This is a genomic window from Streptomyces sp. NPDC001137, assembly GCF_040298885.1.
Taxonomy (GTDB): domain Bacteria; phylum Actinomycetota; class Actinomycetes; order Streptomycetales; family Streptomycetaceae; genus Streptomyces.
Window position 1 is genome coordinate 44,886 of sequence record NZ_JBEPBA010000026.1, and the last position, 12,846, is coordinate 57,731.

Sequence of the window (12,846 nt, forward strand, 5' to 3'; positions counted from 1 at the left end):
CCGGCCGGCCGCTGCTCGCCGCACCCGATCCCGCACCGGTGTTCTTGGCCGGCCGGGCTACGGCCCCTCCGGCGGAGGCATGGGTGCGCCCGGCAGCCGTACCGTCGCCACCGTGCCGCCGCCCTCCGCGCGGGTCAGCGTGACTTCGCCGCCCGCCTGCTCCACCGTCCGCGCGACTATCGAAAGACCCAGGCCCGAGCCCGGCAGTGCCCGTGCGCTCGGTGAGCGCCAGAAGCGGTCGAAGACGTGGGGGAGTTCCTCGGCGGGGATGCCGGGGCCGTGGTCGCGGACCGTCAGGATGCCGCTGCCGAGCTCCACTTCGATCGTGCCGCCCTCGGGGCTGAACTTCACCGCGTTGTCGAGGATGTTGACGATCGCGCGCTCCAGGGCCGACGGCTCCGCCCGTACGTACCAGGGATGCAGATCCGCCGTGATCGTCAGCTCCGGCCCGCGCAGCCGGGCCCGGCGCAGCGCCGCTTCCACGATGTCCTCCAGCGAGACCACCTGGACGCGCTCGCCCCGCTGGCCCTCCGACCGCGACAGCTCCTGCAAGTCGCCGATCAGGGCGGCCAGTTCGGTCATCTGCGCCTTCACGGAGGCGAGGAGCGCCTTGCGGTCGGCCGGGGGGAGGGGGCGGCCGGTCTCCTCGCTGCGACTGAGGAGTTCGATGTTGGTGCGGAGGGAGGTGAGGGGGGTGCGGAGTTCGTGACCGGCGTCGGCGATGAGCTGCTGCTGGAGGTCGCGGGAGCTGGCGAGGGAGGAGGTCATCGAGTTGAAGGAACGGGACAGCCGGGCCACCTCGTCCTCGGCGTCGTCCTCCACCGGGATGCGGATGCTCAGGTCCTCGGTGCGGGCGACGTGTTCGACGGCCTCGGTGAGTTTGTCCACGGGGCGGAGGCCGGCGCGGGCGACTGCCAGTCCGGCGGCTCCTGCGCCAAGTACTCCGACGCCGGAGACGAGGAGGAGGATCAGGGCGAGGTCGTTGAGGGTCTTCTGGGTGTTCTTCAGCGGGAGGGCGATGAGCAGAGCCGCGTTGGAGGTGGTCCCTGTTGCCGCGTTGGTGATCGTGAATCCCGGCAGCGCGAGGACACGTACGTCATTGCCGTTCGCGTCGGTGCTGTTGTGGAAGACACCCTGGTTTGCGTCCCCCTTCTTGATCAGGTTTTCGTCGGTCTGGGTGACCTTGACTGCGCCGGCGGAGTACGGAAGGACACAGGTCCTTCCGTCATCCGCGACTACCTGGAAGTAGGTGTTACGGGGGCCGTTTCCATTGTCCCGCGAGGGCTGCTTGGTGCAGTTGTTGACCGCGGCCCTGACCTGATCGTCGAGCCGCGGCATGCTCAGCGCTTTCTGCAGATCATTGTTCACCTGCTCGTACAGCTTCCCCTGCACAATGAACCAACACGTCACCGAAACCGCCGCCACCGCAAACGCCACCGCCGCAGCCACCAGCATCGCCAGCCGGGAGCGGATCGGCAGCGTCTGGAAGCGGCGCAGGACCTTCCTCACTCCGCGCCGCCCTGCCGCAGCACATACCCGACGCCCCGCACGGTGTGCACGAGGCGCGGCTCGCCGCCCGCCTCCGTCTTGCGGCGCAGGTACATCACGTACACGTCCAGCGAGTTGGAGGACGGCTCGAAGTCGAAGCCCCACACCGCCTTCAGGATCTGCTCCCTGGTCAGCACCTGACGCGGATGCGCCATGAACATCTCCAGGAGGGTGAACTCCGTGCGGGTCAGCTCCACCTGGCGCCCGCCCCGCGTCACCTCCCGCCTCGCCAGATCCATCCGCAGGTCCGCGAAGCTCAGTGCCTCGTCCTCCTGGAGGGCCCCGGCGGCCGCCGCGGCGGCGTACGAGCTGCGCCGCAGCAGGGCACGGACGCGCGCGAACAGCTCGTCCAGCTCGAAGGGCTTGACCAGGTAGTCGTCGGCGCCGGCGTCGAGGCCCGTCACCCGGTCGCCGACCGTGTCACGGGCGGTCAGCATCAGGATCGGCGTCGTCGTGCCCGCCCCCCGCATACGGCGTGCCGCGGTCAGGCCGTCCATGCGCGGCATCTGGATGTCGAGGACGACCAGGTCGGGCTGGTACGCCGTCGCCTTCTCCAGGGCGTCGGCGCCGTCGACCGCGACCTCCGTCTCGTAGCCCTCGAAGGCGAGGCTGCGCTGGAGTGCTTCGCGCACGGCCGGCTCGTCGTCGACGATCAGGATGCGCTGCGGTTCACGGTCGCCATCGGCGGGGCTCATGGGCTTCGGATTCCTCGGTGCGGTGGGACGACAAGGGCCTGAACCAGCGGAAGACGCTGAACGTGCTGAACGCCTTCAGCCTCGCATATCAGCCACGCATCGCCGCGATCCGCTTCAGCGGCACCTTGCGGCGGTGCGGGCGGGCGGCCGTGGTGTGCAGGCCCATCAGCTGCGGGGCCACCTCGGGCGCGCGCGTCAGCGGTGCGTGCAGTTCGTACGCCACCGCGAGGGCCAGGGCGAGACCGGCCGGGTCGGTGCCGTCGGCGGTGTGGGAAACCTGCTCGATCATGACGTACTCCCTGTTCGTGAAGGCGGGATTCAGGTGTCGGTGCCGCCGGCCCGCAGCGTGGCCAGGTCGGACTTGACGGTGTTGATCGGGATGGCGAAGCCGAGGCCGACGCTGCCGGCGTCCGACGAACCCGAGGACGACTGTGAACTGGCCGAGTACATCGCGGAGTTGATGCCGATGATGTCGCCCGCGGCGTCGATCAGCGCGCCGCCGGAGTTGCCCGGGTTGAGGGACGCGTCGGTCTGGATCGCCTTGTACGTGGTCGTCGAGGACCCCGTGTCGCCGTTGAACTGCTGGCCGCCGAAGGAGAACGGCCACCGGCCGTCACCGCCGCCCTGGCCCTGGTTCTGCCCCTCGTCGGTGGAGACGGTGACGTCGCGGTTCAGGGCGGAGACGATGCCGCTGGTGACCGTGCCGCTCAGGCCCTCGGGGGAGCCGATCGCCACGACCGTGTCGCCGACCTGCACGCCGTCGGAGTTGCCGAGGGTCGCCGCCTTCAGCCCGGACGCACCCTCCAGCTTGATCAGGGCGAGGTCCTTCTTGCTGTCGGTGCCGACGACCTTCGCGGTGTAGCTCTTGCCGCTGCTGGTCGTCACCTTGATCGACGAGGCGCCGGAGATGACGTGGTTGTTGGTGACGATCTCGCCGCCGCTGGTGATGATCACGCCGGAGCCGGTCGAGGAGCCGTTGCTCAGGGTGGCGCTGATCTCGACCACGCTCGGGCTGACGGCCGCGGCGATGGTGGCGACGTCGCCCTTCTTGCCGGCCGGCACCACATTGGTGCTGGTGCTGCTGGTGGCGACGGTGTCGTTGCCGGTCAGTTCCTGGAAGGCGTAGGCGGTGCCGCCGCCGATCGCCGCTGCGACGATCGCCACGGCCGCCAGCAGGGCCAGGGGGCCCCGGGAGCGCTTCTTCGGCGCCGGAGCGTGGGCCGGCTCGGCCATGACCTGCTGCACCGGCGGCTGCGCCGGCGGGGGCGGCCACTCGGGGTTCACAGGGGAGGAGGCGTGCTGCGGGGCGCCCTGCTGCGGGTTCCCGTAGCCGTCATAGCTCTCGTACTCGCCGCCGTGGCGGAAGCTCTCGGTCATGACAACGAGCTTGAACCGTGACCATGAGAGCTTCCTGAGTGTCCGCTGAGAAGCCCGGCAGAACCTTGTTTGCCCGATATAAAGACGCTTCTCGCTGCCCGGCGGGCGCCTTCAGACAACCTTCATGTGCCGCTGCACGGCCCTCATGGGCAGCCGCAGGAGGTCCGCGCGACCAGTCGTGACGGGAACTGCTTGAGCCGTTCCCGCCGCGCCCCCGCCACCCTGAGCCCGTCGTCGAGTACGAGGTCCACCGCCGCCCGGGCCATCGCGGAGCGGTCCGAGGCGATCGTGGTCAGGGGCGGGTCGGTGAGCGCCGCCTCCTTGATGTCGTCGAAGCCGGCGACCGCCAGCTCGCCCGGCACATCGATCCGCAGCTCGCGGGCGGCCCGCAGCACGCCGATCGCCTGGTCGTCGGTGGAGCAGAAGATCGCGGGCGGCCGCTGCGGCCCGGAGAGGACCTCCAGCGCCACGCGGTACGCGTCGTAGCGGTTGTACGGCGCCTCGAAGAGCCGCCCCTCGGTGGAGATCCCGGCCTCGCCCATCGCACGCCGCCAGCCCTCGACGTGGTCGGAGACCGGGTCGCCGACCGCCGGGGTCTCGGCGGTGCCGCCCATACAGGCGACGTACTCGTAGCCGTGCTCGATGAGGTGGCGTACGGCGAGTTCGGCGCCGCCCAGGTCGTCGGTGACGACGGCGACGTCGTCGATGGCCTCGGGCCGCTCGTGCAGCAGGACCACCCGGGCGTCCCAGGCGTCGATCTCCGCGGCGGCCTGGTCGTTGAGGGCGTGCGAGACGAGGATCAGCCCCGAGACCCGCATGCCCAGGAAGGCGCGCAGGTAGTGGACCTCGCGCTCGCTGACGTAGTCGGTGTTGCCGACGAGCACCATCTTCCCGCGCTCGGAGGCGGCCTGTTCGACCGCGTGCGCCATCTCCCCGAAGAAGGGCTGGCGCGCGTCCGGGATGATCAGGCCTATGAGATCCGTGCGGCGGGACGCCATCGCCTGGGCGACCCGGTCCGGCCGGTACCCCAGCTCCTTGATGGCGGCGAGGACACGCTCGCGCGTGGCCGGGGCGACCGGCCGGGGTCCGTTGTTGATGACGTAACTGACGACGGCGGTCGAAGTTCCCGCCAGCCGCGCCACATCATCCCGAGTCACCTTGGCCACGCGCGGAGTCTACGCGGATATACCGGCCCTGGGCAGGGCGAGAAGGAGCTTGCTCCCGCGCCCCCTGGGTGGAAGCTGTGCGGAAGCAATGCCCCTTCCGGCGGTCCGCTATGCCTCGGCCGACACCTCGGCGGCGTCCAGAGCGGCGGTCTCGTCCGCATCCTCCGGCTTTGCCCGGTCCGCCTTGGCCTTGGCCTCGTCGGAGACGCGATCGGCCTTCTCGGGGGTAACGAATCGATAACCGACGTTCCGGACGGTCCCGATCAGCGACTCGTGCTCGGGGCCCAGCTTGGCGCGCAGACGTCGTACATGGACGTCGACCGTGCGGGTGCCGCCGAAGTAGTCGTATCCCCAGACCTCCTGGAGCAGCTGTGCGCGCGTGAAGACGCGGCCCGGGTGCTGTGCGAGGTACTTGAGGAGCTCGAACTCCTTGAAGGTGAGGTCGAGGACCCGCCCCTTGAGCTTCGCGGAGTACGTCGCCTCGTCGACCGACAGGTCGCCGTTGCGGATCTCCATGGGGGAGTCGTCGTTGACGATCTGCTGCCGGCCCATGGCCAGCCGCAGTCGCGCCTCGACCTCCGCAGGGCCTGCGGTGTCGAGGAGCACGTCGTCGATGCCCCAGTCGGCGGTGACGGCCGCGAGGCCGCCCTCGGTGACGACGAGGACGAGCGGACAGCCCGGACCCGTGGAGCGCAGCAGCTGGCACAGGCTGCGGACCTGGGGCAGATCACGGCGGCCGTCGACGAGGATGACGTCGGCACCGGGGGTGTCGACGAGGGCGGGGCCCTCCGCCGGAGCCACTCGCACGTTGTGCAGGAGCAGGCCGAGAGCGGGGAGCACCTCCGTCGACGGCTGGAGGGCATTGGTCAGGAGCAGCAGAGAACTCATACGTCTGGTTCCTCCTCGGTCCCTGCGAGGACGTGTGCGGTGCGGCACTGCTCTGCGATCCCGGGGCCCCGTACACCTGCGGTCACCTTGAGTTTCCCGCTTCGTATACAACGCTTCCGAAAGCACAAAAGGACCCGGGGGCTACGCTGCCCGAGTCCTCTGCCCAGCAGAATAGCCCACATGAGCACTGGTCCGGCAGGTCATGTGGCGCGATCCACCGTTCGTCCGAATCCTGAGACGGGCAGAGGGGGGCCTTTGCGTACGTTTCTGCGCACGGACGACGGCATTGCGATCGATTCCGTATACGACCGGGGCGCGGTCGTATACGACGCATCCACGCCACCTTCCGTTGTCCCCGTGTTCGTCGTCGCCCACGGGTTCACCGGCGATGTGGACCGGCCGCATGTTCGGCGGGTGGCGGAGGCGTTCGCGCAGTACGGGGCCGTGGTCACGTTCTCCTTCCGCGGCCACGGCGCCTCCGGCGGGCGCTCCACGGTCGGCGACCGGGAGGTCCTGGATCTGGCCGCCGCGGTGGAGTGGGCGCGGGGGTTCGGGCACGCGCGCGTGGTGACCGTCGGGTTCTCGATGGGCGGCTCCGTGGTGCTGCGGCACGCGGCGTTGTACGGACAGGGGCGCGAGGGGCGCACGGAAGCGGCCACGGACGCCGTGGTGTCGGTGAGTGCCCCCGCCCGCTGGTACTACCGGGGCACCGCCCCTATGCGGAAGCTCCACTGGCTGGTAACGCGGCCCGAGGGGCGGCTGGTGGGCCGCTACGGATTCCGTACCCGGATCCATCACCGGCAGTGGGACCCGGTGCCGCTGTCGCCCGTGGAGGCCGTACCGCGGATCGCCCCGACGCCGTTGCTCATCGTGCACGGCGACCGGGACGGCTACTTCCCGCTCGACCACCCGCGCATGCTGGCCGACGCCGCCGGTGACCGGGGCGAACTCTGGCTGGAGCCCGGCATGGGCCACGCGGAACACGCGGCCACGGACGACCTGCTGGCCCGTATCGGGGCCTGGGGTACCGCGCAGGCGGGCTAGCCTGACCGTGTACACCGCCGATGCATCACTCGGCGATCCACTACATGAGGAACCGGATGCCAAAGGTCACGGTGCGCTACTGGGCCGCCGCGAAAGCCGCGGCCGGGGTCGCCGAGGAGCCGTACGACGCGGCCACCCTCGCCGAGGCGCTCGACGCCGTGCGCGCGCGACACCCCGGAGAACTCACGCGCGTCCTGCAGCGATGCTCGTTCCTCATCGACGGTGATCCCGTGGGCACCCGCGGACATGAGACGGTACGGCTGGCCGACGGCGGCACGGTCGAGGTGCTCCCGCCGTTCGCAGGAGGGTGACGATGACCGACCAGCCGTACGAGGGTTCGTACGACGCGTACGACCCGTATCAGCAGCAGCACCAGCAGCCGTACCAGGGGTATCAGGGGTACCAGGGGTACGACGACGCGCACGCCGCCCAGGCTCAGCAGTACCAGCAGTACACGCAGCAGTGGCAGGGGCAGGGGCAGACCTGGGAGGCGGCACAGCCGCAGGGGGCGCAGCAGGGGTATCCCGGCGCCGTGGTCGACCCCGGGTACGAGGCGCCCGGCGGTGATGGCCTCGCCCACCCGTCCCGGCTGGGGGTCCCCCCAGGCCCTTCAGGCACTGGGGGAGGGACGACTGTCCAAGGCGGTGCGGGCGGGGAGGAGCCTGATGCGGACTCCGAGTACGGGCCCGCGACCCTCGCCGGCAACCCCCGGATCTCGGACGCCCAGCGCGCCCGGGAGGAGGGGCGTTCCCCGATCATCGAGCCGGGCATGCAGCCCGCCGGACTCACGGCGCTGCTGGGCTTGCTCGTCTCTGGAGCGGCGGCGATCAACTCGTACGCCCTGCTCATCCCGCTCGTCGCCCTCCAGGCGGTCACCGCGGCGGGCTGGTTCCGGCTGAACGGCATGTGGCCGGCCCGGCAGGGCATCGCGCTGGCCTTCCTGGGCGCGCTGGCCGCCGATGTCGCGCTGCTGGTGGCGGGCCGGGAGAACGCCCCCGCGGCGATCCTGGGCACCCTCGGCGTCTGGGTCCTGCTCTCCCTGGTCCTCCAGCTGCGCTCGCACGCGGAGCCGGACGAGCGGATGTACGGCCTGATGGCGACCGTCGCCTCGGCGGCGCTGTCCATCGTCGCGGCCGGATACCTCGCGGCCGAGCCGGACGCGGTGACCGTCGGCGCTGCCGCCGTGGCGGTGGCGGTCCTGGCCCGCGCCCTGCCGCTGCCCACCCCGGCGTCGATCGTGGTCTCGCTGCTCGCCGCGGCGGGGGCGGGCATCGCGGTCGGCGGGATGACCGGTTTCGGCGCGAAGGGCGCACTGCTCGGCGCGGGCGCGGCGGTCTGCGCCCTGATCGGCCACCGGGTGGCGAGCTACGACTACCCGTCGAGATTCGTCCACTTCACAGCGGGCGTGGCCCTACCGCTGACGGCGGCGGCACCGGTGGTGTTCATGCTGGGCCGGGCGCTGGCGTAGCCCAGCCCGTCCGGCGTTTGAGGACGAGGCCGTTCAGGCCGAAAGCGGGGGTCTGGGGGCGGCAGCCCCCAGGGCGGTCGCGTCACCGCCGGTAACCCCTGTCACAGCTGATCGACAATTCCCCGGCCGAAGCCCACCGCAGGGTTACGCTCGCGCTGGGCGGCCACCCGGTCGTCACAACCGTCGTCGTCCGGCCAGGTGGGGGAAACACCGCATGCGCGCCCTGCGAATACTTCTGATCGTCGTCGTGGTCCTGGGCGGCCTCTTCGTGATCGCGGACCGTGTCGCGGTCCACTTCGCCGAGAACGAGGCGGCGGACAAGGTGAAGACCACGGAGAACCTCGCCACCACCCCGGACGTGTCCATCAAGGGCTTCCCCTTCCTCACCCAGGCCGCCTCGGGCGAGCTGGACGACGTCGAGATCGGCATCAAGGACTACGAGGCCGACACCGGCACCGCCACCAACGGCAACGGCGGCCCGAAGACGATCCGTATCGACGACCTGAAGGCCGACATGAAGGGCGTCAAGTTCTCCGGCGACTACAGCTCCGCCACCGCGGCCACCGCGACGGGCACCGCCACCATCGCCTACGACGAACTCCTCAAGGCGGCCAAGTCCGAGCCGACGCAGATCATCCCCGGCGTGAACGCCCAGGTCGTCGGCCTCTCCGACGGCGGCAACGGCAAGATCAAGGTGGACATCAAGGTCACCGCCGCCGGCGCCACGCAGACGTACCCCGTGCTCAGCTCGGTGACCGTGGACGGCGACACCGTCAAGGTGCACGCGGACAACCTGCCCAAGCTGGTCGTCGACCTCGCGGACTCCCGCATCCGGGCGATCACCGACTTCCAGCAGGCCATCCACCAGCTCCCCGGCGGTGTGAAGCTGGACAGTGTGCAGGCTGCGAAGAACGGTGTGCAGATCACGGTGAAGGGTTCGAACGTCAGGCTCGCGGGGTAGGACGACGGGCGGTGGACGCAAGGCGTCCGAGGGGCGAGACACTCCCGTCCGCACCGTAGATGTGATGACCGGGAGATCCGCCCGCGGAGCGTGCCCACGCACCCTGCGCGCTGATCGCTTCTCACATCCCGGACGATCGCATCTCACAATACGACACCCCGGTGACACGCCCCGCTGTCCGTCCCTACGATCGCTCTCATGAAGCGACAGGCGGACCTTACGAAGCGGCGGGCAGTCGACCTGTGCCGCGTCGCCGCCATGCTCTGTCGCCCCTTCTGAGCGGAAGGCGCAGACCTCCGCATCCCCCCTGCCCTGCTCAGGGCACCCGTGCGCGCCCCGGCCCACCGTCGGAGGCACCCCGCACCCCCTGCACTCGCACGCCCCGCCGCAACTGCCCCGGAGGAGAAAGAGCATGAGCCGCAGCGACGTCCTGGTCGACGCCGACTGGGTCGAGGCCAACCTCGACAACCCGAACATCGCGATCGTGGAGGTGGACGAAGACACGTCCGCCTACGAGAAGAACCACATCAGGAACGCGATCCGCATCGACTGGACCAAGGACCTGCAGGACCCGGTCCGCCGCGACTTCATCGACCAGGAGGGCTTCGAGAAGCTCCTGTCCGCCAAGGGCATCGCCAACGACACGCTGGTGATCCTCTACGGCGGCAACAACAACTGGTTCGCGTCGTACGCGTACTGGTACTTCAAGCTGTACGGCCACGAGAACGTCAAGCTGCTCGACGGTGGCCGCAAGAAGTGGGAGCTGGACGCCCGCGAGCTGGTCGAGGAGGTCCCGGAGCGCGCCGAGACCACCTACAAGGCCAAGCCGCAGAACAAGGCGATCCGCGCCTTCCGTGACGACGTGGTGGCGGCCATCGGTTCGCAGAACCTGGTCGACGTGCGTTCGCCCGACGAGTTCTCCGGCAAGCTGCTCGCTCCCGCGCACCTGCCGCAGGAGCAGTCGCAGCGTCCGGGCCACGTCCCGACCGCGCGCAACATCCCGTGGTCGAAGAACGCCAACGACGACGGCACCTTCAAGTCGGACGACGAGCTCAAGGAGCTCTACGCCGAGGAGCAGGTGGACCTGTCGAAGGACACCATCGCCTACTGCCGCATCGGTGAGCGCTCGGCTCTGACCTGGTTCGTCCTGCACGAGCTGCTCGGTGTCGAGAACGTCAAGAACTACGACGGCTCGTGGACCGAGTACGGCAGCCTCGTCGGCGTCCCGATCGAGCTCGGCGCCAACAAGTAAGACCCAACCCGCAAATCCCGACCGGCCTTCCTCCGGTCAGACCCCTCTTGGAGAAAGACATGTGTGGAGCGAAGGCCGGCGGCCCGGACGCCTCGACGATCAAGCCCGGTGAGACCACCATCCAGGGCCAGGTGACGAAGGACGGCGAGCCCGTCGTCGGTTACGTCCGCCTCCTGGACTCGACCGGTGAGTTCACCGCGGAGGTCCCGACCTCCGCCACCGGACAGTTCCGCTTCTACGCCGCCGAGGGCACCTGGACCGTCCGCGCCCTCGTCCCCGGCGCCACCGCGGACCGCACGGTCGTCGCCCAGCAGGGCGGCCTCGCCGAGGTCGCGATCGCCGTCTGACGGCACCGGCACGAACGAAGGGCCGTACCTTTTGTGGTACGGCCCTTCGGCGTGCCCGGTTCTACCCTGGAGTCATGCTGGCACGTCGGCGTCACGTCTATTTCGCCATGATGGGCACCTGCATCACGCTGTTCGTCCTGGCCTGGGGAGTCGTACGGATCTGGTCGGTCCCGGTGGCGGTCGGGATGTGCGTGGTGGCGATGGTCATCCCCCCGGTCGCCGCCATGGTCGCCAACCGCAGGGGGCCGGACGACCGCTGGTGGGACGACCCGTCCGGCGATCCGAAGTCCGACGAGTGGTGGGACGAGCTGGACGGCAAGAAGCGCCCCAGGTCCTAGCGGCTCGGCAGGCCGGCTCAGTGGCCGGCTCAGCAGACCGTCTCAGTAGACGAGCGCCTGCGTCTCGTCCCCCAGGGCCTCCTGCACGAACACCTGTGCCCCCGCGATCCGTACGCCCTCGATGACGTCCTTCTCCGTGATGTCCCGGCGGGCCGCGCACTGGGTGCACAGGGTGACGTGGCCGGCGGCGAGGATCGCGTCGAGCAGGTCGGGCAGCGGGGCCGCGTGCGGGAGTTCGAACTCGGCGGCGCGGCCCGGCAGCGCGAACCACGCGGACTCACCGGTCAGCCACAGGGAGACGTCGACTCCGCTGGCCACGGCGACCGCCGCCACCGTGAACGCCTGCGAGCACCGCTCGGGCGCATCGGCCCCCGCCGTCACCTTGATCACGAGCTTCTTCGCCATGGCCGAATCGTAACCAACTCTCCTACAACAGCTCGGCCGGTCCCGCTTGGGCGTACCTCACAAGGAGTGCCGGGCCCCGGCCGCGTAAGCTGGGGCCCGGCCTTTGTGTACCGCCCACCCTCAGCTCATCAAGGAGCACCCCGTGCTTGAGGCATTCTTCGAAGCCCTGCTGGTCCTGGTCTGCGTCGGCGTCCTCGCCTTCGCCGGGCTGACCGTGAAGAAGCTGTACCAGGGCCAGCGCTGACCCCCATCAAGGAACTGCCGACCCCATGATCGAGATCCCGTCCGACCTCCACAAGGACCTCGTCCCCCTCGCCTTCCTGCTCGGCAACTGGGCGGGCGCGGGCGTGCACGACTTCCCCGGTGCCGAGAAGTGCAACTTCGGGCAGGAGGTCACCTTCAGCCATGACGGCCGGGACTTCCTGGAGTACCAGTCCCGCACCTGGGTGCTGGACAACGACGGCAACAAGGTCCGCCCGCTGGAGTCCGAGCACGGCTTCTGGCGCATCGACGCCGAGCGCAAGGTCGAGGTGACGATGGTCCGCGACGACGGTGTCGTCGAGATCTGGTACGGCGAGATGGCCGACAAGAAGCCACAGATCGACCTGGTCACGGACGCGGTGGCCCGGACGGCCGCCTCCGGCCCGTACAGCGGCGGCAAGCGCCTGTACGGCTACGTCAAGAGCGACCTCATGTGGGTCGGCGAGAAGCAGACCCCCGAGGTCGAGCTGCGCCCCTACATGTCGGCGCACCTGAAGAAGGTCGTCACCCCGGAGGACGTCGAGCGCTGGGCCAAGGCCCTGCCGGACGACATGCCGGACGACGGCATCGCGTTCTTCAAGTAGCCCGGTCGTGGCCGGGTCGCGTTTTTCCAGTAGTTCTGACAAGTACAAGTAGTTCTAGACTCTTCGGTGTGGTGAGCACCGACTGGAAGAGCGACCTCAGGCAGCGCGGCTACCGGCTGACGCCGCAGCGGCAACTCGTGCTCGAAGCCGTGGACGCCCTGGAGCACGCGACCCCCGACGACATCCTCACGGAAGTGAAGAAGACGGCGTCGGGGGTCAACATTTCCACCGTCTACCGGACGCTGGAGCTGCTGGAGGAGCTGGGTCTTGTCAGCCACGCCCACCTCGGGCACGGCGCGCCGACGTACCACCTCGCGGACCGCCACCACCACATCCACCTGGTCTGCCGGGACTGCCAGAACGTGATCGAGGCCGATGTGTCGGTGGCCGCCGAGTTCACCGCGAAGCTGCGGCGGGAGTTCGGCTTCGAGACGGACATGAAGCACTTCGCGATCTTCGGCAGATGCCGGGACTGTTCGCTGAAGAGTTCAACTACCGAGTCGTAGGCTTGT

Annotated in this window: 17 protein-coding genes; 10 read left to right on the forward strand and 7 right to left on the reverse strand. The window is 69.6% G+C overall.

Translation table 11 applies throughout. The features are described 5' to 3' along the window. Window positions 1–57: 57 nt before the first annotated feature. The 6 genes from ABT254_RS37220 to ABT254_RS37245 all read right to left on the reverse strand — a co-directional run bounded on the left by ABT254_RS37220 (window position 58) and on the right by ABT254_RS37245 (window position 5,674). Window positions 58–1,509 (reverse strand): sensor histidine kinase, encoded by a 1,452-nt coding sequence (locus tag ABT254_RS37220; RefSeq protein WP_351480515.1) that lies wholly within the window; start codon window positions 1,507–1,509, stop codon window positions 58–60. Next, on the reverse strand, window positions 1,506–2,243 hold the full coding sequence (locus tag ABT254_RS37225) for a response regulator transcription factor (protein WP_351480518.1): 738 nt from the start codon (window positions 2,241–2,243) through the stop codon (window positions 1,506–1,508). Before ABT254_RS37225 ends, ABT254_RS37220 begins: the two co-directional genes overlap by 4 nt. A gap of 88 nt (window positions 2,244–2,331) precedes the next feature. Next, window positions 2,332–2,532, reverse strand: coding sequence for a hypothetical protein (locus ABT254_RS37230; RefSeq protein ID WP_351480521.1), 201 nt, complete (start codon window positions 2,530–2,532; stop codon window positions 2,332–2,334). 29 nt (window positions 2,533–2,561) lie between these two features. Next, window positions 2,562–3,620, reverse strand: coding sequence for a S1C family serine protease (locus tag ABT254_RS37235; protein WP_351480523.1), 1,059 nt, complete (start codon window positions 3,618–3,620; stop codon window positions 2,562–2,564). A gap of 143 nt (window positions 3,621–3,763) precedes the next feature. Continuing rightward, a complete protein-coding gene (locus tag ABT254_RS37240) occupies window positions 3,764–4,786 on the reverse strand; it encodes a LacI family DNA-binding transcriptional regulator (RefSeq protein ID WP_351480525.1) in 1,023 nt (340 codons plus the stop codon). A gap of 108 nt (window positions 4,787–4,894) precedes the next feature. Further along, complete coding sequence (locus tag ABT254_RS37245; protein WP_351480528.1) at window positions 4,895–5,674, reverse strand: winged helix-turn-helix transcriptional regulator; 780 nt, start codon at window positions 5,672–5,674, stop codon at window positions 4,895–4,897. Between the two features lie 180 nt (window positions 5,675–5,854). Here ABT254_RS37245 and ABT254_RS37250 point away from each other — a divergent pair, with 180 nt between their 5' ends. The 8 genes from ABT254_RS37250 (at window position 5,855) to ABT254_RS37285 (ending at window position 11,084) form a co-directional block, all read left to right on the forward strand. Next, the gene (locus ABT254_RS37250) at window positions 5,855–6,718 is read left to right on the forward strand and encodes an alpha/beta hydrolase (protein ID WP_351480530.1); all 864 of its coding nucleotides are present in this window, start codon (window positions 5,855–5,857) and stop codon (window positions 6,716–6,718) included. Window positions 6,719–6,774: 56 nt separating this feature from the next. Beyond that, window positions 6,775–7,029 carry a MoaD/ThiS family protein gene (locus ABT254_RS37255; protein WP_123966014.1) on the forward strand — a complete coding sequence of 85 codons (255 nt, stop codon included), beginning with the start codon at window positions 6,775–6,777 and terminating at the stop codon, window positions 7,027–7,029. Between the two features lie 2 nt (window positions 7,030–7,031). Beyond that, window positions 7,032–8,186 carry a hypothetical protein gene (locus ABT254_RS37260; RefSeq protein ID WP_351480532.1) on the forward strand — a complete coding sequence of 385 codons (1,155 nt, stop codon included), beginning with the start codon at window positions 7,032–7,034 and terminating at the stop codon, window positions 8,184–8,186. 214 nt (window positions 8,187–8,400) lie between these two features. Next, window positions 8,401–9,147, forward strand: coding sequence for an LmeA family phospholipid-binding protein (locus ABT254_RS37265; protein ID WP_351480535.1), 747 nt, complete (start codon window positions 8,401–8,403; stop codon window positions 9,145–9,147). A gap of 198 nt (window positions 9,148–9,345) precedes the next feature. Further along, window positions 9,346–9,426: an Ms5788A family Cys-rich leader peptide gene (locus ABT254_RS37270; RefSeq protein ID WP_350751515.1), complete on the forward strand. Its 81-nt coding sequence runs from the start codon at window positions 9,346–9,348 to the stop codon at window positions 9,424–9,426. 133 nt (window positions 9,427–9,559) lie between these two features. Next, window positions 9,560–10,399, forward strand: a complete 840-nt coding sequence (locus tag ABT254_RS37275; RefSeq protein WP_351480538.1) for a sulfurtransferase — start codon at window positions 9,560–9,562, stop codon at window positions 10,397–10,399. A gap of 59 nt (window positions 10,400–10,458) precedes the next feature. Next, window positions 10,459–10,746: a DUF1416 domain-containing protein gene (locus ABT254_RS37280; RefSeq protein WP_003991226.1), complete on the forward strand. Its 288-nt coding sequence runs from the start codon at window positions 10,459–10,461 to the stop codon at window positions 10,744–10,746. 74 nt (window positions 10,747–10,820) lie between these two features. Continuing rightward, window positions 10,821–11,084 carry a DUF3099 domain-containing protein gene (locus ABT254_RS37285; RefSeq protein ID WP_115907338.1) on the forward strand — a complete coding sequence of 88 codons (264 nt, stop codon included), beginning with the start codon at window positions 10,821–10,823 and terminating at the stop codon, window positions 11,082–11,084. A 42-nt stretch (window positions 11,085–11,126) separates the two neighbouring features. Here the strand turns inward: ABT254_RS37285 and ABT254_RS37290 are convergent, their stop codons facing one another. Then, the gene (locus tag ABT254_RS37290) at window positions 11,127–11,489 is read right to left on the reverse strand and encodes a DsrE family protein (RefSeq protein WP_030941521.1); all 363 of its coding nucleotides are present in this window, start codon (window positions 11,487–11,489) and stop codon (window positions 11,127–11,129) included. A 269-nt stretch (window positions 11,490–11,758) separates the two neighbouring features. Here ABT254_RS37290 and ABT254_RS37295 point away from each other — a divergent pair, with 269 nt between their 5' ends. Together ABT254_RS37295 and ABT254_RS37300 are read left to right on the forward strand one after the other, a co-directional pair. Then, window positions 11,759–12,334 (forward strand): heme-binding beta-barrel domain-containing protein, encoded by a 576-nt coding sequence (locus ABT254_RS37295; protein ID WP_351480543.1) that lies wholly within the window; start codon window positions 11,759–11,761, stop codon window positions 12,332–12,334. Between the two features lie 68 nt (window positions 12,335–12,402). Continuing rightward, window positions 12,403–12,840, forward strand: a complete 438-nt coding sequence (locus ABT254_RS37300; protein ID WP_099929821.1) for a Fur family transcriptional regulator — start codon at window positions 12,403–12,405, stop codon at window positions 12,838–12,840. Window positions 12,841–12,846: the final 6 nt, after the last annotated feature.

Coding starts and splice junctions, on each gene's coding strand:
- ABT254_RS37280 (WP_003991226.1), top strand. CDS start 10,459: ATGTGTGGAGCGAAGGCCGGCGGCCCGGACGCCTCGACGATCAAGCCC.
- ABT254_RS37235 (WP_351480523.1), bottom strand. CDS start 3,620: ATGACCGAGAGCTTCCGCCACGGCGGCGAGTACGAGAGCTATGACGGC.
- ABT254_RS37245 (WP_351480528.1), bottom strand. CDS start 5,674: ATGAGTTCTCTGCTGCTCCTGACCAATGCCCTCCAGCCGTCGACGGAG.
- ABT254_RS37255 (WP_123966014.1), top strand. CDS start 6,775: ATGCCAAAGGTCACGGTGCGCTACTGGGCCGCCGCGAAAGCCGCGGCC.
- ABT254_RS37225 (WP_351480518.1), bottom strand. CDS start 2,243: ATGAGCCCCGCCGATGGCGACCGTGAACCGCAGCGCATCCTGATCGTC.
- ABT254_RS37230 (WP_351480521.1), bottom strand. CDS start 2,532: ATGATCGAGCAGGTTTCCCACACCGCCGACGGCACCGACCCGGCCGGT.
- ABT254_RS37295 (WP_351480543.1), top strand. CDS start 11,759: ATGATCGAGATCCCGTCCGACCTCCACAAGGACCTCGTCCCCCTCGCC.
- ABT254_RS37290 (WP_030941521.1), bottom strand. CDS start 11,489: ATGGCGAAGAAGCTCGTGATCAAGGTGACGGCGGGGGCCGATGCGCCC.
- ABT254_RS37285 (WP_115907338.1), top strand. CDS start 10,821: ATGCTGGCACGTCGGCGTCACGTCTATTTCGCCATGATGGGCACCTGC.
- ABT254_RS37265 (WP_351480535.1), top strand. CDS start 8,401: ATGCGCGCCCTGCGAATACTTCTGATCGTCGTCGTGGTCCTGGGCGGC.
- ABT254_RS37275 (WP_351480538.1), top strand. CDS start 9,560: ATGAGCCGCAGCGACGTCCTGGTCGACGCCGACTGGGTCGAGGCCAAC.
- ABT254_RS37260 (WP_351480532.1), top strand. CDS start 7,032: ATGACCGACCAGCCGTACGAGGGTTCGTACGACGCGTACGACCCGTAT.
- ABT254_RS37270 (WP_350751515.1), top strand. CDS start 9,346: ATGAAGCGACAGGCGGACCTTACGAAGCGGCGGGCAGTCGACCTGTGC.
- ABT254_RS37250 (WP_351480530.1), top strand. CDS start 5,855: ATGAGCACTGGTCCGGCAGGTCATGTGGCGCGATCCACCGTTCGTCCG.